A 20701-nucleotide genomic window follows, 5' to 3' on the forward strand; every position below is an offset into this window, starting at 1 on the left:
GTTCGGCGTGCCCGGCGGCGGCGGTGCAGCTGCCGCGCGCCGCGGACGACGCAACCGATGCCGGCCGCGTACAGGACCCCGGCCGCGATCCACCCCCAGATCATTTCCCTCCCCCCTGTCCCGTTGGTGACGCTACGCGATCGCGGGCGGTTCGATCCAGCCCGTGCCGCCCCGTCGACGGGTCCTGCGAGGGCCGTCGGGAAAGCCTCGCGACCTGCGTCCGGGAGTTGATTGAATACCCGATTAACTATGGTTAAGCGCGCACTGTGACCGTCTTTCACTCTTTCGGCCTAACATACGGGGGTTTCTTCTCGTGATCGTGACGTTGGGTCATCATTGTGGTTAGCTGACGCCCAGCGGGGCGAGGACGGGTCGGGGGATCCGCTCCACCGCGGAGGACGCGTTCGAAGCCTGTTCCGGCTACCGGGAACCGGCGTCACGGAACGTGTTCGCCGTCGCTTCCCGGCCGGTCGCCGGGGCAGCTCCGCGGTCCCAAGGAGGGGGGATCCTTGAGCACGACCACAGGACCGGACGGGGCGCAACCGCCCGTAGGTCCCGGAGGAGGACCGCTGGTCTGGCTGCCCGAGCCGGGGGCCTGCGGGGGACGTCTCGATCCCGGCCAGGCCCTGGTTCCGGACGGTCTCGCGCAGCAGCTGGACTTCCACGTCCGCCCGTCGGTGTCGCCGTGGGCGATCTCGCCGGTGGCGCGCACCGTGTGCGAGCACGTCGACTACGAGTCCCTGCACCACGCCGAACCCGGCCTGTTCGAGCACCGCCAGCAGTACGGCGCGCCGGCGGTCCCGGAGCTGTGGGACGCCAAGCACCGGCTCGCCGCACTGGGCTACCACCTCTGTCTGGACGTCCAGATCGAGGAGTTCGACGGCGACCTGGCCCTCGTGGTCTACGGAGCCGGGGTCGTGGGCCGCCTCACCGACCGGGCGTGGGCCGCGGTCGCGGGCATCCTGACCACGAACTCCTCGTCCGTCGTCGAGCCGCCGCCCGACGCCGGGCGGCCCGTGCGTCCGGCTCGCCCGGCGACCTCGCGGGGCAAGAGGAAACTGCCGGCGCCGGTGACTCCGCTGGGCTGGCAGGTCGGCGACTGGGAGCACACGTGGTGGGAGTACCCGCTCGTCGGCCCGCCCGGCGACGCGCACCTGGTGCCCGTCGAATTCGGCCCGGGGGCCCGGTCGGCGGCATGAGCGCTCTTCCGTCAATTCGCGGGCGGAGGCTCTGCCCGCGACCGCGTTGCCTGGCAGCTCGTGCACGACAGTCCGGGACCGTCCGCATCGGACGCCCGGACGTCGGCTCGCGCGGCCGCGCGCCCGCGAATTGACGGTTCCCCGGGAAGCCCGACGTTCCCCGGGGGAATTCGGACCGGCTGCTGCCGCGACACCCTCGCGACCCGCACCTCAGGGGCCGCCCTCCCCAGTCGCGGCGACGAAGCAGCCGAACCGGTCTCGCCGTGTCCCGCCGGATGGGCATCCCGGGACGCGGCGAGACCGGCCCGCACCAGATCTTGCTGAGTTTTCTCCCGGGCTGGGGGTCCGGGAGAGAGACCGGCCGCGGGCGGCGACTGCGACCCCAGCGCAGCACGCGCCCGGCCGTGCCGGTTCCGCCGCGTCGCCCACGCGGACCCGACGCGGCGGAACCGGCTGCTTTGCCCGCAGGAGAAAGGCATTCCTTGTGAACGTGGCCCCACCTCGACTCCGCCGCGGCGCGGCGCTATGCGCGCTGGCCGCAGCCGCGGCCGCCCTCGGCGGCTGCGGTTCGTCCTCGTCCCCGGCGGGTCCGGGCGCCAGCCCCGTGTCGGTGCCGCCCCCGGACGCGCGCGGACCCGTGGTCGAAACCGTCGTCGAGGTCCGCTGGGCCGACCCTCGTCCCGGCTGCATGAGGATGGAGGCCCCGGCGCCGAGCGGGCGCACCCAGATCTTTCGTCTCACCGGTCCGCCCGCGCAGGTTCTGCGCGCGCAGGCCGAGCGCGGCGAGCGCCCTGTCCAGCAGCGGCTGCGGGTGCGCGGGTACGTCGACACCGCGCAGGACACCACCGCCTGCGGCTCCTACCGCGCATTCGTGCTCACGGAGGCTCTTCCCGTGCGCTGACCGCCATTCCGCAGACCGCCGATAAACCGGTTCGACACCCATCGGACCGGCTTTCGGCATACCCGGAAAAACGCCTTTCAGTTCAGGGAAAATGTAGTGCACAATTTCACGGGAAAGTGTTGACTGCACCTCGGCAGACTGCGAAGCTCTGCAACGAACAGCGCCATAAGGCCAGTTCAGACGGACCGGCAGGGGAGTTCGGTCCACACCGGGGGATGAGGGAAAGAGTTAGCAGGGGGATCGGCCGGCGGAAGAGAACTGTTTCCGCCGTCGTTTTTTCGCTTTCCTGAACCACTGCCGCTGTCGCTCATTCGCACCATCCGGTGCCGCCACGAATGCAACACGAGAACACGGGGGAAAACGTATGGCAGTGCGATCAGCCCGCATCGCGGGCGTGATGGCGGGGGCCGCGGTGCTCGCCGGGCTGGCGGCCGCGCCGGTCTCGGCGCAAGGGCTCGCCGGCCACCCGGGGGAGTCCGACCGCACCGCGGTCGCGGGCAGCCATCCGGCGTGGGCCGCGCCGCAGGCGAAAGTCGCCGACATCGACGGCGGCCAGCAGCGCGAAGTCCGGGTGGCACTCGGCCTGCGCGACCCGGCCGGAGCGCAGGCGCTGGCGAAGGCGGTCACCACACCGGGGTCCGCGCAGTACCGGAAGTTCATCAGCCCGCAGCAGTTCCTCGACCGGTTCGGCCCGGCCGCCGAGACCGTGCGCCAGGTCCAGGACTGGCTGCGCTCGCAGGGTCTGCAGGTCGGCGACGTGTCGGCGAACCGGCACTTCGTGACCGCGCGCGGGTCGGTCGACCAGCTGCAGAACGCCTTCGGCACCAGGCTCGCCGCCTACCGCAAGGGCGGCCTGACGCTGGCCGCTCCCGAGGGCGAGGTGACGCTGCCCCGCGCGGTGCGCCCCGCCGTGACGGCCGTGCTCGGGCTCGACGACGGCGACCGCGCCGTCACCGCGTCCCCGCACCGCAAGCCCGGCGCGGCGCCGACCGCGCCGAGCGCCGCCGCGTCCAGCCAGTACTGCTCGCGGTACTGGGGCGAGCAGAACAACGCCGACGTCCCGCAGAAATACCCCGCCGGGCGGCAGAGCAACCAGATCTGCGGCTACGGCGCCGGGCAGGTCCGCGCGATCTACGGGCTGACCGACGCCAACACCGGCGCCGGGCAGACCATCGCCGCCACCGGCGTCTATGCGTCCAAGACCCTCGTCGAGGACGTGACCCAGTGGGCGGCCGAAGCGGGCGGCACCCCGCCCGCGCCCGGCCAGTACACGACCGACGCCTCCGGCGGCCTGCCGGCCAACTGCCAGGGCGGCGACGGCGAAGAAGGCTGGAACCACGAAGAGACCATGGACGCCGAGGCGGTCAAGGCCACGGCCCCGGCCGCGAAGTTCATCTGGTACGCGTCCAAAGACTGCAGCGCATACGACGGGCTCAACCGCGCCGTCGCGGACAACAAGGCCGGGATCATCACCAACTCGTGGTCCTCGACCGCGCGGGACAACGAGATCTCCCAGGCCACCCGCGAGCAGTTCGAGGACATCGCGATCCAGGCCGCCGTGCAGGGCCAGGCGATCCTGTTCTCCTCCGGCGACGCGGGCGACGACTCGAACGGCACCCGCGAACCCGGCGTCAACTTCCCGGTCTCCTCGCCCTGGGTCACCTCGGTCGGCGGCACCACCGTCGCCCTGGGCCAGGACAACAAGGTCGCGTTCACCAGCGGCTGGGAATCGGCCGCCAACACCCTGTCCGGCGGCACGTGGGTCCCGAAGACCGGCGCGAGCGGCCGGTTCGTCGCCGGCGCGGGCGGCGGGGTCTCCGCGATCTACGACGCCCCGGACTGGCAGAAGGGCGTCGTGCCCTCCTCGGCGCAGGGCAAGCGCGCCATCCCCGACGTCTCCGCGATCTCCGACCCCTACACCGGCATGACCGTCGTCATGCGCGGCAAGAAGGGCCCGATGGGCGGGACCTCGCTCGGCTCGCCGATCATGGCCGGGATCTTCGCCGACGCCCAGCAGGCCCGCGGCGTCAGCCGCCTCGGCCACATGAACCCCGCCCTCTACAAGCTCAAGGCCGGGCTCACGGACGTGACCCCGCAGAAGGCCGGGATCTGGACCCGCGACGCCCAGGGCCGCGACGAGCTGATCGACGTCGACGACAAGCCCCAGTCGATCCAGTCCGCGCCAGGATTCGACTACGTCGCCGGTCTCGGCACCCCGAACGGCGACTTCGTGGCGAATTTCGCCAAGAAGTAGCCGCGCCGCAGGAGCGGGCGGTGCGGCGGCCCCGATCCGCCGCACCGCCCCTCCCGACCGGCCCGACCATCCGCACACTGGGGGGAGCAATCGTGGGGAAGCACCGCATGCCCGATCCGGACGAGCACGAGAACCCGGGCGGCGACAGCACCGCCGATCGCGGCGACGCCGACAGCCGGGCCGACGAGCAGCCGCCCCGCCCTGCCGGGCGGGGACGCGTCCGGATCCTGGCGCTGCTCGTCGCCGCCGCCGCAGCGGCCGCGCTGACCGCGGTCGCGGTCGCCTCCCGCGCCGACACCCCGGCCCCGAACGCCCCGGCCGCCGCTGCCGCAGCGGACGCGACCGACACCGCCGCCGAGACAGACCAGGTCGTCGCACCGGCCTCGGTCACCGGCGCCGAACTGGCCGCGCTGCCGCAGGAGACCACCTTCGCCGACCTGCCGACGGCACCGAAGGACCCGGCGCCGGACCAGCAGCCCGGCGGGCTGGTCCTGCACCCGAAGACCGCCGTGCCGCTCTACCGCGCGCCCGGCGCGGCCGCGATCGCTGCGCTGCCGCCGACGCAACTGGGCTCCGACACATGGGTCCCGGTAATCGGCGAACAGCCCGGCTGGGCAATGGTGCTGCTGCCCGGCCGCCCCAACGGCTCGGCCGCCTGGCTCTACCGCGACGACCCGCGCGTGGACGAGGCCCGCACCCCGTACGTGCTGCGCGTCGACCGCGCCGCCTACCGGCTGGAGCTGGTCAAGGACGGCGCGACCGTCCGCACCTGGACCGTCGGGGTCGGCAAACCCGTCTCGCCCACGCCCGCCGGGCGGGCGTTCGTCCTCGCGTCCATCCGCGACACCAAGCCGACGTTCAGCCCGATCGTGCTGCCGCTGTCGATGCACTCCGACACCTACACCACCTACGGCGGCGGCCCCGGAACGATCGCCGTCCACACCTGGCCCACCGACGGGGTCTACGGCAAATCCTCGAGCGACGGCTGCATCCGGGTGCCGCCCGACGCCCTGACCACCATCAGCCGCGACGTGCCGCTCGGCACTCCGGTGCTGATCCGCTGAATTCGCCAATCACCGGCCCCGCCCGTCCACGGGCGGCCGAACAGCAAGGGGGAGAAATGGTCCGCACCACCACCATCAAGCCGCGAGCGATGCTCGCGGCGCTCGCGGGAGGCTCGGTGCTCGCCGCGGGCGTCACCGGGATCGTCGTCGGCAGCGTCGGGCAGGCCTCGGCCGCCGAGGCCTCCACCGCCTACGGCGTCTCCGCCAGCGGCACCGACGGCCTCACCGCCCAGCCGTCGGTGCGCTCGGCCGGAGCGGTCGCGTCCGACTCGCTCGGGTCCGTCCGGTCCCAGACCGGCGTCGTCAAAGCCAAGGGACTGAGCGTGAAAGCCGGAGCGGGCACCGCCTCGGCCACCGTCGCGGACGTGACCGTCGGCGGCAAATCCATCGGACCGGTCTCGACGACCTGCACCGACGGCAAGGCCTCCGCCGGACGCACCGGCACGGTGAAGCTCTCCGACACCCTCACCGTCACCTACGGCTCGGTCTCCGGCGGCAAGGCGACCGGCGCGATCGTCACGCTCACCGGCGCGGACGGCGGGTCCGAAACCGCCCTCGTCGCCGTCGTGTCCTGCGGCACCAAGCCCACCAACCCGCCCACCAACTCCCCGACGAACCCGCCCACCAACCCGCCGACCCACGACCCGGGTCCGGGCAAGCCCGATCCCGGCCAGCCCGGTCCGGGCAAGCCCACCGGCGGGCAACACGCCCCGGGCAAGCCCGCCGCAGGCGGGAAACCCGGCACACGGCACGGCGGCGCCCCGACGCCCAAGCCCGCCCCGGCGCCGCAGCCGAAGCCGGGCCACCAGCCGGTCACCGGCTGACGCAGCCACCCGGCCCGCGTGGCCTGCCCGACTACCACAGGCTCGGGCAGGCCACGCCTCTTTGCAGCCGCGCGCCGCGCGGCAAACCGGCGCATCCGCGACCCGGGGGGACACGCACAGACCGGTGTCGGGATCCCGGCTCCCTCCGCAGACCTGCTCCGGCAGGGTCGCGCCGTCCCCGGGCGCGGGGGACAAGCGCCGTGCACACAGCGGGACACGGGAGGTGGAGACATGCGCACATCGCCGACCGTGATCAGCCTGGCAGCGCTCGTCATCGCGACGGCGGCGTTGATCGTCCCGCCCGGCACCCGGCTCGGCGAACGCCTCGTCGGCTGCCTGACAGCCCTCGCGCAACTGCCGTGGATCCCGGCGGCGACCTGGGCCGCGCTCGGGGTCCTCGCGCTGGCCGGGATCGTGCTGTCCGCCCTGGACCGGTCGACCCGGCCCGGCACCGTCCGGCCGCGACGGCCGCGAAAGCGACCGAAGCGCAGGACACCGCCGCGGTGACTGGCCCGCGGATGCCCGGCGCCGACCTCCGGCGGGCGATGCCGCGCGGCGACGACGCCCAACCGTGCGGAGCCTGGCACTGGGGGGCCGGACGAGATGCCGGAGTTCGTCGATCCGGTGGCCGCATGGCCGGTCGAAGCCGGACGGCCGATGAAGGTTCCCGCCCGTGCCGGTCTGGCGGGGCCGCGCGGGCAGCGAACTGGCGTCCCGCGCGTCGGTGCGGCTGGAGCTGGCCTGCGGTCCCCGAGTGGAAACCCACTGCTGTTCCGGCACCTGCCCAGCGGACTCCCGCTGGCGTGGGTCAACGCCAAGCCGTCGCGGTTCAAGACCGACCCGGACGCGGCCGGTTCGTCCTCGGGCACGAGATCGCCCCCGCCGTGCTCGGCGACTAATCGCACCTGCGGCGATCGCCGCTGGCGTCGCGCGCGGACGGCCTGCGCCGCGCTCGCGCGGGCATTGGCCTGGCCCGGTGCGCTGCTCGCGTTTTCTTTGCCAGGCCCTGCAACGACGCCCCTGCCCGGTGTTCCCGCGGCCGCGCCCGCCGCTGCGGCGATCGCCGCAGCGCTGTGCCACCTGCGCACGTACCCATCGCCCGCGACACCGAGCTCCAGGCCGATGCCTGGGCCATGGCAGCACTCGACGCGCCGATGCCCGCCAGCGTCGACAGCATGAGCCGCCTGATCGAACGGATGAACGAGCCTGGGACCGGGAAAAGCTCACGTTCCTGCGGTTCCTGCTGAACTGGACGGTGGCTGCGCACCCACCCCCGGACGCGCCGGCAACGTCGCAGGGCGGACGCGGCGCGGCCCGGCGGCGGGTCCAGGCGGCCGCGACCGGCGGGAGTGCGGCGTCAGCTCAACGGGATCCGAGACATCGACGACGACGCGCAGCCGGACGAGAGCGGTTTCGTGGCGCCGTCCGGCGACGCGGGTTAGCCTCACCGGTACAGCGCACCCGAACGGGCTAACCGGCACCCGCATCGCGACCGGCCCCATCGAGGGTCCGCGTGACCAGGGGAGGAAGCCCATGCGCGACACGGCATCCGTCGACGCGCTGTGGGACGACTACGACCACTGGGTGAAAGCCCTCGCCTACGAAGCCGTCCGCTCCTACGACAGCACCTCCCGGGCCGTCGGGAAACTCGCCGCCGAGACCAGACAGCTCCTGGCCGCCCACGGCGAGCACCCCAGCTGCGTGAGCGACACCGCCGTGATCCTCGCCGCCGAACTCCCCGCCGCATTCCGGCCGGCCAGTCTCCGCGCCTGCCGCCGCGAGCGCGTCGGCGTCGACGGACTCGCGGCCACCGTCGCCGAACTCCGCGGACACCACCGGAAGCTCCGGCCGCGAGCGGGCACCGACCGCGTGATCGACCGCCAGCTCGACGACCTGCTCACCGTGATGACCGCCCTGGGGCAGCAAGTCACCGAACCGCACCCGGCCTGGCCTGGCGGATGGGTGCTGCGGCTCAGCCGCCCCGGAACGCCGGACCTCCTGCTGCGCGAGGCCCAACGAGCGGAAAGCCGCGCGTTCCGGACCCAGGACGACGCCCTCGCGGCCGGCGCGCTCGTGGAGCGCGACCACGCCGGCCTGGTCTGCACGCCGCGATGGTCTCCCATCAGCGGCGGCCGCCGACCGGTGCCGGCCGACGCCGGCGCCTGGTCCGACGGCGACACCGTCCTCGGGTAAAAGCCGGGCAGGGGCAGGGCGACGCGTCGGTCGCACGAGGGCGAACCCCGACCCGGCGCGTGGGGGATGATCGTGATGGTCGCGCTGCGCGGCCCCGCACTCCCAGCCGTGCCCCGCATGCCGCAGGACCAGGCAGACGGGGCGAGGCTTTCTCACCCACGGCAACGGCGCACCGCCGCGATCTCCGGTCGTGACCTCGACGCGGGGAGATCTGGCGGAGATTGCTCGCGGCAAAAGGACCGGTCAGGTTGCGCAAGTCGGGAAGGGCACGCTCCGCGTGCAAGAGCCCGGTTACGCCGACAACACGCGAGCCGGGGCCCCTGGACAGGTGTGCCCGGCACCGCGAGGGGCAGGGTCGGTCGCCGCGCCGCCGCCGCCGTCGCCGTCCGGGCGACGGCGGCGCGCGAATGCGCTCAGTTCGGGCGCGGACCGTCGTCGGCGTCGCGCGATTCCAGCCGGAGCACGCACTCTTGCAGCACTTCCCCCAGCACTCCCCGCTCCCGCAGGCGATCGAGCACGGGCAGATGTTCCCGCAGGCCCTCGAGCATGGCCAACTGGCGATCGACCTTCCCCTCGAGCACCGGGTCTGCCTGCGGGTCGAGATAGCCGCGTTCGACGCCGAAGCACTTCTCGAGGTTGCGGAGCAGGCGGTCCGACGGGTTGACGCGCTTTCCGCGCCGCAGGTAGTGGATGTAGGAGTCGGTGACGCCGACGCGGTCGGCGATCTCTTTGTTGGTGTACGCCTGCGACCCTCCGCCGGGGCGGATCGTGGCGAACAGTTTGTTGATCTTTTGCGTCAGGACCGGGTCGGCAGCGTCCGCCTCGCGCAGCTCGCCTGTCGGCGGGGACATCCCCCCAGAATCAGACATTGACATCATCCCTTTTGGTGTGGCTACCGGCCTTTGCAGCGCAGAGACCCGATAGGTGGGTGCCACAAGCAAGCCCAACGGTAGTCGAAACCCGCCGATCATCCCCAGTTTCGTCACCCTACGTTACACGGCTAGTCCATACGGGTGGTCTGCGTGGGGGAGTCGCCGCACGCGCCCTGCCTGTCCTACAGTGACGGACGAAGTTAACTGCAGTTAATTCCGCTGGCCCGGGGGGACCAAAGTGGGGGACCGCATCGTGCTGCCCGGAAACGGCAGCGAGTTCACGCGGCGCGTGCTGGGCGAGGGCCCGGGGCGGTCGCGCCGGTTCGCCGCCCTGCCCGGCGCCTCGCGGGCTTGTTCGGTCTCGGTCGCATCCCTGCCGCCGTGCCCGGTCCGCGACGTCGGACGTCACGGACCGGGCCGAGGGCAAAAGACCCGGGGTGCTGGCGTCCTGATCGCCGAGCACCTCTTCTCCTATCCCGGCACAGGTTGGCTGTCGCGTGCCGCGGACGCGGCTGCGGCAACCTCTGCAGCGCGGACCTTTCCACGGGGGCGATCGTCGTCCGATCGACGCCGGGACTCGGCGAGGGGAAGGGGGATCACATGTCACGGTCGCGCATGATGTGCCTCCTCTGAGTTAACGAGCGCACCAGAAAAACGACTCGGATGGACCTGTTGTCAAGGGGAGTGACAGTTGCAGGCTGTATTTGATCGTTCACATGTCGCGGTCGCGGCGCATAGCGGGGCCTCCTTTCGGATGCGATCTCGCATCCGAGGCTCGACGGGCCCGGAGAAGAAGGCGGTTCGGTGCCGGGCAGGCGCGTTCACCCCAGAAGGCGGCCCGGTTTCGGCTCGCGAAGCAGCACAAAGTTCACCTCCGCTGCTCGTCGGCCCCGAAGCGCGAGGTGAGAGCGGCAGGTCGTGGGTGGCTGCGCCTGTCGCACATCAGGGGGGATCGGAATGGCGGTAACTAGCCTGTCACGAGCCTGGAAACCGACGGAAGCGCGGTCGGATGACAAATACCGGTCAAAAGACGCACTGCGGTCGCTGAGCAGACCGACCATCGCCTCGGTCCTGCTGATCGACCTGGCCGGACTGGCCGCCGTGGCCTGGGCAGTGTTGAGATCCGGCACGCCACAGTTGCACCACTGGCTGCTGTTCGCCCTGATCACCGCCGCCGCGCTCGCGCACATGGCGCTGACCCGGCCGTCTGAGGAACGACGGCGCGCCGTCCGCCAGGAACGCCGTCTGGTCGAATTCGTCGACCAGAACGGAATCTGGTCCTCCGCCGCGGCGCTGGTGCTTCCGGCGCCGATGGCGATCGCGCTGGTCCTGATCGTGCGCAGCCGCCGGTTCTTCGTCGCCCGCAAACCGCTCGGGCTGTGGACCAGCACCACCGCCACAGTGGTGCTCGCGGTCGTCGGCGCGAGCACGGTCCGGGACCTCATCGACGCTCCCACCTGGCTCAGCGGCGCGGCAGTAACCTTCGACGCCGGCACCGGGCTACGAGCGCTGGCGCTGATGTCCGCCGCGGTCGCGGTCTACTTCCTGGCCGAGGCGGTGCCGATCGGCATCTACCGCGGCATCCGCTGGGGCAAATGGCGACTTGCCGACACGATCGGCAGCCGGGACGACAACAAGCTGATCCTGCACACCCTGCTGCTGGGCATGGCCGTCGCGCTGGTGGCCGTCGCGCTCCCGGCCCCGGCCTTGGCAGGCATGCTCGCCGTCGCCGTCTACGACACCCGCAGCATCGGACGCATCGCGGCGCTGGAAACCGAAAGCAAGAAACACCGGACCGACGCCCTGACCGACGCCCGGACCGGGCTCTTGAACCGGCGCGGATTCGACGCGCTCGCCGCCGCGGCGGTGGACCTCGACCATGCCAACGGCCAGCCCACCACCATGCTGATGCTCGACATCGACCGCTTCAAGTGGTGGAACAGCCGCATCGGCCACCCCGGCGGCGACAAAGTGCTCGAGGCCGTGGCGACGGTGCTGCGCACCGAGACACGCGCCGGGGACATCCTCGCGAGGACGGGCGGCGAGGAAATGGCCGTCGTCCTCCCGGGAACCGAGTGGACCAAAGCCGTCGACATCGCCGAGCGGATCCGCCGGTCGGTCGAGAAACTCGAGACCAAGGTCGTCAACCCGGCCGGCGGCGACACGATCCGGCTCGGACACGACGGGCTTCCCCGGTGCACCATCTCGATCGGCGTCGCAACCTCGCCCGAACAGGGCACCGACATCGCCGCGCTGGAACGCTACTCCGACCAAGCGCTCGAAGTCGCCAAGCAGAACGGACGCAACCAGGTCGTCGCGCTGGCCATGCTCGTTCCCCGCGCGGGCGAGGGGCCGCACCGCATCCCGACGGCGCACAGCGAACGCCCGGCGCTCGCGAGGAACAGCTAGCACGCCGGGCGGACGAACGGCCGGACTCCCAGAACGCGGACCGGTCCCGGCGCGGCGTTTCTCCGGGCGCCGGGACCGGTGCGCGAGAGCCGGTCGGGTCGCTGCCCGGCATGGTCAAATAGAGCGTCCAGGTCATGGAGACGGGAGAAGGGGGAAACACCCGGGTGAACGCCAACCCGGCACAGCGGGTCGGGCATCGCGAAGCCCTTCGCTTGACGCTGCGCGATGTCTGGTACCTGGTGCCCGCCGCTGTCGCCTTCTGGGCAGTCACCGGCGCCACCGCATCCTCGGCGATGTGGGCCGCAGGCTGGTTCGCGCTCGTCACGGCCGTCTGTTTCGGGTTCAACTCGCAGTACGTCCGCCTGATGAACCGTCTGCGGTCAACGACGGCACCGAAACGGCAACCTCGGCTGCGAGCACGGAAGATCGCCGGAATGGCGGCACGGACCGGTCACCAATCAACCGCGTGCGCGGCGGAGACGACGCCGCGGTCGGAACCTTCCTGACCGGGAGCCCAGCACCAGCGCGAAACCCTTCGGCTGGCCCGGGCTCCGACCGTTCGGCAGCGCAGTCGGCGCCGAACGCTTTGCGCCCACAGCCGTCCCCGCTGCGGAGCTAGCAGGAAAACCTCGTCACGTCGGCGGCGAATCGGCAGCGGCAGCAAGCGGATCGCCGGAGCCGCCGGCGCTCCTCGCCGCGCGGCGCCCGCGCCACGGGCCGCCGAGCGGCCGTCCCCGCCCCGGACGTCGTCCGATCCCTGACCGCTCGTGCCCGCCCAGGGCAAGAGCTTCGGACCGATCCCACTCGCCGACGGCAGCCCGTTCCCCGAGGAAGTAGCCGAATCCGATCGCGCCGAGCAGCGCAAGGCCGGAGACAACGGCGATGCCCGCGAACACCACGCCCGTGCGCGGCAAGCCGTGGGCGACGACAACAACGACCACGGCGAGCTGTGCCAGGACGTAACCCGCGACGGCCCACCGGCGTCGACGGTCGCTGCGGGCGCGCGCGTCCATCAGCCGCTCGTAACGGCCGCTCGGCCCTGTCATTCCCGGCACCGGCCCGTCCGGTCCGTCCGGTCCGTCCGGTCCGATCTGCGACATGTCTGATCCCCCTTTGTCCAGACCGTGCCCCGGTGCGCCCTACGTTAACGCCAAGGCGGCGCGTTCTCCCCCCTTCGCGGCGTGCGCCCCCGGGCCTCGCCGGCGCGGCGGCGTGGATCCGGGCGCGGGTCATCTGGCGAAGTTCTTCAGCGGCGGCAATTTCTGGGGCCTCGTACGTCGCCGCGAGGGCGGCCTTCTGCTGCCAGAACTTCCAGCGGGGCATCGACTACAGGCGCTCGGCCTTGCTTCGCTCGCGGTCAGCGGATTCCAGGCGGTCCTTGATCGTCGCGAAGCGGGCGGCGTAGTCGTCGGCGCCCGGGTGGCTGGCCACCAGTTCGCAGTAGTGCCGGATGTTGCGGAGCGCGTTCCGCGCGGGATCGCGTTCTCCGCGCTCGCCGCCTGCCGATGGGCCTCCTGCGCCAACGAGGCGATCCGGTGTGAGGTCTCGCGATCGGGCAGCAGGCGCGTGCCGACGGTCATCCGCGCCTGCATCAACTGGTGGCCCAGCTCAGCGAGGTTTGCGCGCACCGCGCGAACCTCCCGATGCGCGGACACGATTCGGGGTCCTTGCGCGCTTCCAGCCGCGGCTTCGCGGCGAACTCGATGGCCAGGGTCACGACCGTCGCCGTCACGACGCTGATCAGGGCGCTGACAAAAGCCGGGTTCACCCAGTAGCTAGCACCACAGCCTCTTCCGCGAGAGGGTCCGAAGCGGTGCGGCGTCACTGGAATGCCTCCGGCGGCGCCGAGGTTCCCGAGCACGCGCGGGAACCTCGACTAGCCTTCCCTCACGCGTCGAACGAGGGGATTGCCGGTGGCGGATGTCGAGAGCCTGATCGCGCGGGTCTGGAGCCCGGACACCAGGCCGCTTGCCGAGGAAGCTTGGCGCTGCTACACCTCCGGCGCCATCCGCGCGAGCATCGCGGCGACCTGGACCGCGGTAACCGCCGACATCATCGCCAAGCTCATCCAGCTCGCGGACTCCGGCGATGGCGCAGCGGTTGCCTTCCGCGCCAGCGTGACCGGCGCTCAGGAGAAGGGCGTCAGCCCGGACGGCGTCAAGGCCATGCAGAACATCGAAGCCGGCCTGCTGAGCAAGGCGGCGCAGTTCGAATTGATCGACCCGATCGGCCAGCGCGAGCTCGAACGGATCCGGGAGGACCGCAACCTCTGCGTGCACCCGTCCCTGCGGAGTTTCGGCGAAGCGTACGAGCCGCAGCCCGAAGTCGCACGCGCGCACCTGGCTGTCGCGCTGACAACGCTGCTGACCCATCCCCCCACGCAAGGCGGGAAAATCCTCGAGCAGTACATCAACTACACCTGCGACCCTTCGTTCGTGCCGGTGGTCTCCCTCGTCCAGGCCAACTTCTTCGACCGCGTTCGCACGGCCGCCCGGACCAACATCGCCAAGTTCGCCGCGAAACACGCTCTCCGCGAACTCGATCCCGAGAACCGGTTGCCGGCCGTCGAGTACGCCTACAGGTCCGCTTTCGTGCTGCTGGCGTTCGCGCAACGCGACAGGGAGCTTGTCCGTTCAGCCGTAGCGACGCAGCGCGGCGAATTCGAGACGCTGGAGGGCGACAAGCAGCTTCGCGCACTCATGCGTCTCTGCGACGAGGACTTCTTCTGGGACATTGTGGACGAACCGCTCCGCAAGAAGTTCCAGATCCTGCTGAGCCCGACCATCGCTGCCGGGCATTGGGACCCGCTTCCCGCCGACACCGCGTCAGTCCTCGCCGTCGTCACCAGCACCTACGCGAGGGAACGGTTCCCCGATCTCGAACAGCGTTTTTCCTCCCTGCCCCAGCTGCACCGGATGAACGTCGTCGCGGCACGCCCCCATCGCTACTTCCTCCCCGAAGTGCTCGGGTTCCTCAAGGAAGCCGGAAGCTTCCGCATCGGGGAGCAAGCCGGCCAGTTGCTCGTCCAGCACAGTCCCTTCCTCTCCCTCGACGATCTCCACGCCGCCCTGACGGCGTGGGCGGACAACCACGAGTGCCGCAGGGCCGCACAGATGCCCGAGTTGGCGGTAGCGCTGTTCCGCACCACCGCCCGCCTCGGGACGATCCGGGCGACGGCGTTCGTCGACTTCCTCACGAAGATCAAGGACTTGTCCGAGGAAAACGACAGCTACTACCTGTACCCCGCGCTGGAGGTCGTCCTGCGGGACGGCGGCCACATCGGTTAGCGCCCGCGTTCCGCCGCGCACGACAGCCGTCGAGGACAGGCCGCTGGAAATCTCCGGCACGACGGTTTGCCGCCCGCGCGGGGCCCCGGTCCCGGGCAGTGCCGAGTACCGACGGTCTGCGGCCACGCAGGCGTCGCACCGTAGAACAACGGGTACGGTGCCAGCAATGCCAGCGCGGCCTGGGGATCGGCGAGTACCCCGATCCCCGCCCAGTCCTTCCGCGCCGCCGCGACGACGCGCGAACCGCCTCGTGCTCCTCCTCCGACACCGCCGACCTGGTCCGTGGTCGTCCGCACGTCGCCCCATCGCGCGAACCCGCGCTCTCGCTCCTCGAAGGCGAGCATTACGCAAAGTCATTAAGGCGTGTGGCAGGATCGGCCAAACGGGTGATAGATTAACTGTAGTTAGCCGGAGAGCTGGTGTCACACTCTGCGACCGGGTACATGTGGATCATCTCCTCAAAGGAGAAGGCGGTAACTCGGAGTAACTGACTGGTCGACCTTGTGGGGGGACCGCAAAAGCAGGTCGAACAGAAGAACGCGGATCACGGTTAGCCGCCTGAGCGCCGCTCAGGCACGGAGAGTGATCAACGGGGCGAGAGAGTCTCCTGCGACGCACACGCGGCGACGCGCAGGACCGGCTCCCGCCCCGGCCGCGGGCGCGACGCGCCTTCCGTGGGATCGCAAGGCAAGAAAGCCGTTGCCCGGGGCGGCTCGGCCGTTGATCGGGGGCGTTCAGCCCGTCGAGGGCCGGGTCGCCCGGGTACCGGTGGGCGGTGATCGGGGGAGATCGCCGCCCGCAACCGCAGCGGCCGTCCGGCGGCGCGAGGGTGACCGGTTCGCCGGACCCCTCGAACGCCGCCGGGCGACCTGACCAAGTGAACGACTTCTGCCGTCGTGGCCCATCCGGGCGGCAGCAACAGTCCAGCGCGCAGCGCGGGCACACGGTGTTCGGGGGGACGCGTGACGGATGGGCAGCGGCCGCTCGTGGTTGGCGGCACCGCGGGAGGCGTGGGAACGTCCGCGTTCGCCCGCGCGGTGCACGCGGAGCTGTCGATTCCCGTGCGCGACCTCGGCGTCTATCGCGGCGGCCTGCTCGATGTGCTGGTCACCAGCAACACCGCCGCCGGGACGGCCCGGCTGGGCCGCGCGCTCGCCGCGTGCCCGCGCCCGCCGGTCCTGATCGTGATGCACACGGTGCCCGGCGGCATCAGCCGCGCGTCGAAATCGCACCTGCGCAGCGCCGAGCCGCACCTGACCGCCACGCTCCAGGTCTTCCACCAACGCCAGTGGACGGAGCTGGAAGCCGCGCCGGGCAAGACGATCCCCAAGCCGGTCGCCGAATTGGTCCGCCGGCTGCAGGACGCGTTGCGGCGCATGTACTCCGTGCCCGCGCACCCGGCACATCCTCAGTCCGCTGTCGTGCCGCGCGGCCGAGCCGTCGCGCCGCCCCGGCCCCGCGAGTTCCCGCCGCGCGCCGGTCCGCCGTTGCCCGCCGGCGGCCTGCCAGCCAGGCCGCCTCAGTATTCCGCGCCGCAGCCAGGGGGGCTGGGGCGCGTCACCGGGGGATAGACGGGGGAAAGATCGTGTTCAGCAAGGCAATCGCCGCGGTCAACGTCTGGCTCATGCAGGAACCCGGCATTCCGGGCTTCGACGACCCGAAGCCGCATGCGCCGCCGGGCAAGCTTTCCGAGGCGGCGTCCACCATGGTCGCCTGGATGAAATGGGGCGGCCTGGTCGGCGCGGTCGCCGCCCTGGTCGCGGCCGGGATCATGATGGCCGTCGGCCGCCGCAACAGGAACAACATGGCCGTCGAGGGCGCGATGGCTCTGCCGTGGGTCGTGGGCGGCCTCGCGCTGATCCTCGGCGCGACCTCCATCGTGGGGTGGCTCATCTGATGGCCGCCCGCCAGCGGACGCGACGTCGCTGGTGGATCGTCGCGCTCGTCGCCGCGATCGTCGCCACCGGCCTCGTCGGATGGCTGATCAGCAGCAGTTCCGGCGCCGTGACCGCGCACCCGCAGCAGACCGCCGCGCCGCCGTCCCGCTCCGCCGAGGGCCCCCCGCCGAGCGGGCAGCAGCCGCATTGCCTCACGCGGTGGGAAGCCGCGCCCAGCGGAGACCCGGCGCCGGTCAGCGACTGCGCCGGACCCCGCGACACGACCGGCGGCCGCGCGCGCGGCTTCGCCCACGACCGCGACGGCGCGGTGTTCGCCGCGATCAACCTCACGGTGCGGCTGTCGGCGGCGTCGGGCGCCGCGGTCTACCGGGCGACGTACGCCGAGCAGACGGTCGGCGACGCGCAGTCGGCGCTCTCGCAGCTGGCGCAGGAGCAGAGCGACGCGCACGCCGCCGATACCCGGCCGACCCAGTGGTGGTGGCGGATCAGCGCCGGCGACCCGGCAGGCGAACTGGTCGTGGTCGAGCTCGCGGCGGCGACCCCGCAGACGTCGGCCAGCAAGTCCTTCGCACACCTTTCCGTGACGCTGCAATGGGTCTCCGGCGACTGGCGGGTCCAGCTCCCGCGTCCGCGCGCCACCGCGAAGTCCTCAGTGGACGGCTACGCCTCGCTCGGAGCCGTTCCGGCGGGAGGCCGCTGATGCCCGCGACCATCGTGCTGGCCGACGACTGCGGCACGCTCGACGTCGGCTGCCAGATCGGGTCGGGAGTCCACAACTGGTTCACCGACCTCGCCAACTCCATCGCCAAGGGCGCGGTCGAGTTGCTCGCCGAGGCCATGACGTACTGGACCAAAAGCGACCGCTCGTCGATGCTGCAAGGCCCCTCGATCACCGAGATCCAGGGCCTGCTGCTCTACGTCGGGCTCGTGTTGCTGGTCGGGTCCGTTGTCTGGCAAGGCATCCTCATGATCTGGAAGCGCAAGGCCGAGCCGCTGGTCAACACCGGCATGGGGCTGCTGTCGTTCGCGGGCTGGTCGACGATGGGCACCGCGGCCGCGGTCCTGCTGTACCAGGGCGGGCTCGCGCTGTCGGACCAGGTGCTCAGCGCCTCGATCCAGAAGTTCACCACCACCATGACCAACGCCATGCAGGCCAACGTCGCCGCGTCGACGGCCGCGATCTTCTTCCTGGCGCTCGTCATGTTCTTCCTCTCCGGGATCCAGTGGATCCTGGGGTTCTTCCGGATGGGCGCGCTGGTGATCATCCTGGCGCTGATCCCGACCGCGGCCGCCGGGCAGATCAACGAGGCCACCAAACCGTGGCTGCGCAAACTGCTGAGCTGGGCGCTGAGCCTGATCCTCTACCAGCCGATCGCGGCGATCGTCTACGCGATCGGGTTCCTGCTGCTGGGCGAGGGCACCGACATCGGCACGATCCTCACCGGCATGGCCGTGCTCGCCATGGCGGTGATCGCGATGCCCACGATGCTGAGGTTCTTCGACTGGGGAGGGCAGCGGTTCGTCTCCTCCGGCGGCGGAGGCGGCGGCGCGATGGCGGCCGGAGCCGCGGCCAGCATGATCGGCGGCGCGGGCGCCAGCGGCTTCAGCAAGTTCATGGACCGCTCCGGTCCCGCCGGAGACGGCGGCGGCAACCAAGGCGCCGGAGCGCCGCCGGTGACCCCGGCCAACAACGGCGACGGGCCGGGCGGGGGCGGGCCGGGCGGGGGCGGCGGAGCCGGGGACCGGCCCGGAGGCGCTCCGGACACCGGCCACGGCGGCGGACCGCCCGGCGGCGGAAGCGGCGGCGACGCCGAGCACGGACCCGAAGCCGCGGCAGGCACGGGAACGAAAGCGGGGACGGCAGGCACCGGAGCGGAAACGGGGACAGCCGGCGCCGGTGCCGGAGCCGCCGGTGCCGGTGCCGGAGCTGCCGGTGCCGGTGTCGGGGCGGTGGCCGGTGCGGCTCTGGAACGCGGAAACGCGACCAAGGGAGCAGTCAGCGACACGATGACCGAGGGGTCCGGCGATGAGTGACACGCGCACGTACGGGGGATGGCGGGCCAGGCGGGGCTTCGGCGTCGGGAAGCTGTCCGAATCGCAGACCGCGGTCATGGCGGGCTGCGTCATGTTCCCGCTGGGGACCTGGGTTCTGGTCGCCAGCACCGGGCTTCCGCTGCTGGTGATGGGCATCGCGCTGCTGGTGTCGCTGGTCACCGGCGTGCTGGCGCTGGTGCCGCACCGCTCGCGCGGCGTGTCGCTGGGCGGGTCGCTGATCATCGCCGCCCGCAGCGCCACCGCGAACCGCAAAGGCTGGTCCGAGTGGGAATCCGGGGTCTTCACCCGGCACCCGCGAGGAAAAGAACTGCCCGGCGTCCTCGCGCCGCTGATGCCGCTGTCCACAAAGGACGGACTGGGCAACCCGTTCGGCCTGTTGTGGGACCGGCGCACCGGGCGGCTGACCGCGTCGCTGCGGGTCGCTCCGGTGGGCACCGTCCTGGCCGATCAGGACCGGCAGGACCTGTGGATCGGGTCCTTCGCCGCGTGGCAGGCGTCGCTCGGGTACGAGCCGACCGTGGAATGGGCCTCGATCACGGTGGAATCGGCCCCCAGCACCGGAACCGAACTCGCCGACTACGTCAGCGACCGGCTCGACCCTGCCGCGCCGGCGGTCGCGCGCGAGACGATGCGCGAGGTCGCCGAGGCGCACCGCGGGTCCACAGCGGACATTTCCGTCCGGGTGTCGCTGACGTTCCAGCCGCAGCGGGCGCGGCCGCAGCCGCGCGACGACGCCGAACGCGTCGCCGAGGTCTCCCGCGCGCTGTCCGGGCTGGAAGGCGACCTCCCGCTGTGCGGGGTCGCGATGCTCGGCCGGGCCACCGCCGCCGACATGACCCACTGGCTGCGCTCGGCCTACGACCCGCACGCCCGCGGCGAACTCGCCCGCCTGGCCGAGCAGAAGCACCTGCTGGCATGGGCCGACGCCGGGCCGGTCAAGGCGCACGCGCTGGCCGACCACTACTGGCACGACTCCGGGTGGAGCTGCACCTGGGCCCTGGCGGGCCTGCCCAACCAGCTGGTGACCAGCAACGTCCTGGCGCCGCTGGTGACGCCGGGCCGCTACCACCGCCGGGTCACCATCACCTATCAGCCGTATCCGGCCGACCAGGCCGGGGACGTAGTGGCGCGCGAGGCCACCGGCTCGGCGTTCCGCCGCGAAGTGCGCCGCCGGCGCGGCATCGACGACACCGCCCGCGACCGCACCGACGAGGTCCGGGCCCGCCAGGCCGCCGAGGAAGAAGCCCGGGGCGCGGGCGTCGGGCTGTGGGGCATGTACGTCACGACCACCGTCGAGGATCCCCGGCGGCTGCCGGACGCGATCGCCGACGTCGAGAGCCGGGCCCGCAACGCGAAACTGCGGCTGCGCCGGTGCTGGGGCTGGCAGGGCGCCGGGTTCGCCGCCTCCCTTGGCGTCGGGATCTACCCGCCGGAGCTGGCGCGGCGCGGGCGGATGGCCCGATGAACACCGCCGAATTCCTGCGGCGCAACCGATTCCGGGGCGCGCCGCCGACGAAACCGGCGGCGCTGCCCGCGACGGCGCGCCGCCGCGTCCACCCCTACCGCGGGCGGTGCGTCGGCCGCACCCGCCGCGCCGGGCGCCTGCCGCCGGGCAGTCCCGGACAGCAGTAGCGCGATGCGCGGAAAAACCAAGCACGCCAACGCGAACACCATGGGGGAAACATGGCCGCGACACAGCCCCGGCGCGGGAATCCCGACCCGCCGCAGGCGCCGTCCGCTCGCCC

At 72.0% G+C, this 20701-nt stretch carries 19 protein-coding genes; 16 read left to right on the forward strand and 3 right to left on the reverse strand.

The window, feature by feature from the left end:
- The first annotated feature begins 509 nt into the window (after positions 1-509).
- From CU254_RS41565 to CU254_RS41595, 7 genes are all read left to right on the forward strand, one after another.
- The gene (locus CU254_RS41565; protein WP_009086103.1) at positions 510-1199 is read left to right on the forward strand and encodes a hypothetical protein; all 690 of its coding nucleotides are present in this window, start codon (positions 510-512) and stop codon (positions 1197-1199) included.
- A gap of 490 nt (positions 1200-1689) precedes the next feature.
- Positions 1690-2100, forward strand: a complete 411-nt coding sequence (locus CU254_RS43505; protein WP_158688144.1) for a hypothetical protein — start codon at positions 1690-1692, stop codon at positions 2098-2100.
- A gap of 364 nt (positions 2101-2464) precedes the next feature.
- The gene (locus tag CU254_RS41575; RefSeq protein WP_050788543.1) at positions 2465-4354 is read left to right on the forward strand and encodes a protease pro-enzyme activation domain-containing protein; all 1890 of its coding nucleotides are present in this window, start codon (positions 2465-2467) and stop codon (positions 4352-4354) included.
- Between the two features lie 92 nt (positions 4355-4446).
- The gene (locus CU254_RS41580; protein WP_234392921.1) at positions 4447-5418 is read left to right on the forward strand and encodes a L,D-transpeptidase; all 972 of its coding nucleotides are present in this window, start codon (positions 4447-4449) and stop codon (positions 5416-5418) included.
- Between the two features lie 56 nt (positions 5419-5474).
- Positions 5475-6242, forward strand: a complete 768-nt coding sequence (locus tag CU254_RS41585) for a hypothetical protein (protein WP_009086095.1) — start codon at positions 5475-5477, stop codon at positions 6240-6242.
- A 231-nt stretch (positions 6243-6473) separates the two neighbouring features.
- Positions 6474-6749 carry a hypothetical protein gene (locus CU254_RS41590; RefSeq protein ID WP_009086093.1) on the forward strand — a complete coding sequence of 92 codons (276 nt, stop codon included), beginning with the start codon at positions 6474-6476 and terminating at the stop codon, positions 6747-6749.
- A gap of 1026 nt (positions 6750-7775) precedes the next feature.
- Positions 7776-8435 (forward strand): hypothetical protein, encoded by a 660-nt coding sequence (locus tag CU254_RS41595; protein ID WP_009086090.1) that lies wholly within the window; start codon positions 7776-7778, stop codon positions 8433-8435.
- A 413-nt stretch (positions 8436-8848) separates the two neighbouring features.
- Here CU254_RS41595 and CU254_RS41600 read toward each other — a convergent pair whose 3' ends face one another.
- The gene (locus CU254_RS41600; protein ID WP_037719161.1) at positions 8849-9286 is read right to left on the reverse strand and encodes a helix-turn-helix transcriptional regulator; all 438 of its coding nucleotides are present in this window, start codon (positions 9284-9286) and stop codon (positions 8849-8851) included.
- A 939-nt stretch (positions 9287-10225) separates the two neighbouring features.
- Here CU254_RS41600 and CU254_RS41605 point away from each other — a divergent pair.
- Together CU254_RS41605 and CU254_RS41610 are read left to right on the forward strand one after the other, a co-directional pair.
- Positions 10226-11716 (forward strand): GGDEF domain-containing protein, encoded by a 1491-nt coding sequence (locus CU254_RS41605; protein WP_009086085.1) that lies wholly within the window; start codon positions 10226-10228, stop codon positions 11714-11716.
- Positions 11717-11850: 134 nt separating this feature from the next.
- On the forward strand, positions 11851-12222 hold the full coding sequence (locus tag CU254_RS41610) for a hypothetical protein (protein WP_009086083.1): 372 nt from the start codon (positions 11851-11853) through the stop codon (positions 12220-12222).
- A gap of 126 nt (positions 12223-12348) precedes the next feature.
- On the opposite strand, the gene CU254_RS41615 is transcribed toward CU254_RS41610, so the two are convergent.
- Positions 12349-12816 (reverse strand): hypothetical protein, encoded by a 468-nt coding sequence (locus CU254_RS41615; RefSeq protein WP_009086081.1) that lies wholly within the window; start codon positions 12814-12816, stop codon positions 12349-12351.
- A 491-nt stretch (positions 12817-13307) separates the two neighbouring features.
- Positions 13308-13484, reverse strand: coding sequence for a hypothetical protein (locus tag CU254_RS43510; protein WP_158688143.1), 177 nt, complete (start codon positions 13482-13484; stop codon positions 13308-13310).
- Positions 13485-13629: 145 nt separating this feature from the next.
- On the opposite strand from CU254_RS43510, the gene CU254_RS41620 reads away from it, so the two are divergent.
- The 7 genes from CU254_RS41620 to CU254_RS43515 all read left to right on the forward strand — a co-directional run bounded on the left by CU254_RS41620 (position 13630) and on the right by CU254_RS43515 (position 20588).
- Positions 13630-15003: a hypothetical protein gene (locus CU254_RS41620; protein ID WP_100267204.1), complete on the forward strand. Its 1374-nt coding sequence runs from the start codon at positions 13630-13632 to the stop codon at positions 15001-15003.
- Between the two features lie 1010 nt (positions 15004-16013).
- Positions 16014-16574: a hypothetical protein gene (locus CU254_RS41625; RefSeq protein ID WP_050788541.1), complete on the forward strand. Its 561-nt coding sequence runs from the start codon at positions 16014-16016 to the stop codon at positions 16572-16574.
- A 14-nt stretch (positions 16575-16588) separates the two neighbouring features.
- The gene (locus tag CU254_RS41630) at positions 16589-16900 is read left to right on the forward strand and encodes a hypothetical protein (protein WP_009086073.1); all 312 of its coding nucleotides are present in this window, start codon (positions 16589-16591) and stop codon (positions 16898-16900) included.
- Positions 16900-17601 carry a hypothetical protein gene (locus CU254_RS41635; protein ID WP_009086071.1) on the forward strand — a complete coding sequence of 234 codons (702 nt, stop codon included), beginning with the start codon at positions 16900-16902 and terminating at the stop codon, positions 17599-17601. Before CU254_RS41630 ends, CU254_RS41635 begins: the two co-directional genes overlap by 1 nt.
- Positions 17601-18935, forward strand: a complete 1335-nt coding sequence (locus CU254_RS41640; protein ID WP_009086069.1) for a hypothetical protein — start codon at positions 17601-17603, stop codon at positions 18933-18935. The genes CU254_RS41635 and CU254_RS41640 overlap by 1 nt, the downstream gene beginning before the upstream one ends.
- Complete coding sequence (locus tag CU254_RS41645; protein ID WP_009086067.1) at positions 18928-20421, forward strand: SCO6880 family protein; 1494 nt, start codon at positions 18928-18930, stop codon at positions 20419-20421. The genes CU254_RS41640 and CU254_RS41645 overlap by 8 nt, the downstream gene beginning before the upstream one ends.
- Complete coding sequence (locus CU254_RS43515; protein WP_158688142.1) at positions 20418-20588, forward strand: hypothetical protein; 171 nt, start codon at positions 20418-20420, stop codon at positions 20586-20588. The genes CU254_RS41645 and CU254_RS43515 overlap by 4 nt, the downstream gene beginning before the upstream one ends.
- The last annotated feature ends 113 nt before the right edge of the window (positions 20589-20701 follow it).

It is taken from the genome of Amycolatopsis sp. AA4 (genome assembly GCF_002796545.1).
Lineage (GTDB): Bacteria > Actinomycetota > Actinomycetes > Mycobacteriales > Pseudonocardiaceae > Amycolatopsis.

Bases quoted from the DNA above. Each gene is read 5' to 3' on its own strand.
- CU254_RS41575 (WP_050788543.1), top strand. From the start codon at position 2,465: ATGGCAGTGCGATCAGCCCGCATCGCGGGCGTGATGGCGGGGGCCGCG.
- CU254_RS41585 (WP_009086095.1), top strand. From the start codon at position 5,475: ATGGTCCGCACCACCACCATCAAGCCGCGAGCGATGCTCGCGGCGCTC.
- CU254_RS41590 (WP_009086093.1), top strand. From the start codon at position 6,474: ATGCGCACATCGCCGACCGTGATCAGCCTGGCAGCGCTCGTCATCGCG.
- CU254_RS41595 (WP_009086090.1), top strand. From the start codon at position 7,776: ATGCGCGACACGGCATCCGTCGACGCGCTGTGGGACGACTACGACCAC.
- CU254_RS41600 (WP_037719161.1), bottom strand. From the start codon at position 9,286: ATGTCCCCGCCGACAGGCGAGCTGCGCGAGGCGGACGCTGCCGACCCG.
- CU254_RS41610 (WP_009086083.1), top strand. From the start codon at position 11,851: ATGGAGACGGGAGAAGGGGGAAACACCCGGGTGAACGCCAACCCGGCA.
- CU254_RS41615 (WP_009086081.1), bottom strand. From the start codon at position 12,816: ATGTCGCAGATCGGACCGGACGGACCGGACGGACCGGACGGGCCGGTG.
- CU254_RS41635 (WP_009086071.1), top strand. From the start codon at position 16,900: ATGGCCGCCCGCCAGCGGACGCGACGTCGCTGGTGGATCGTCGCGCTC.
- CU254_RS41640 (WP_009086069.1), top strand. From the start codon at position 17,601: ATGCCCGCGACCATCGTGCTGGCCGACGACTGCGGCACGCTCGACGTC.
- CU254_RS41645 (WP_009086067.1), top strand. From the start codon at position 18,928: ATGAGTGACACGCGCACGTACGGGGGATGGCGGGCCAGGCGGGGCTTC.
- CU254_RS43515 (WP_158688142.1), top strand. From the start codon at position 20,418: ATGAACACCGCCGAATTCCTGCGGCGCAACCGATTCCGGGGCGCGCCG.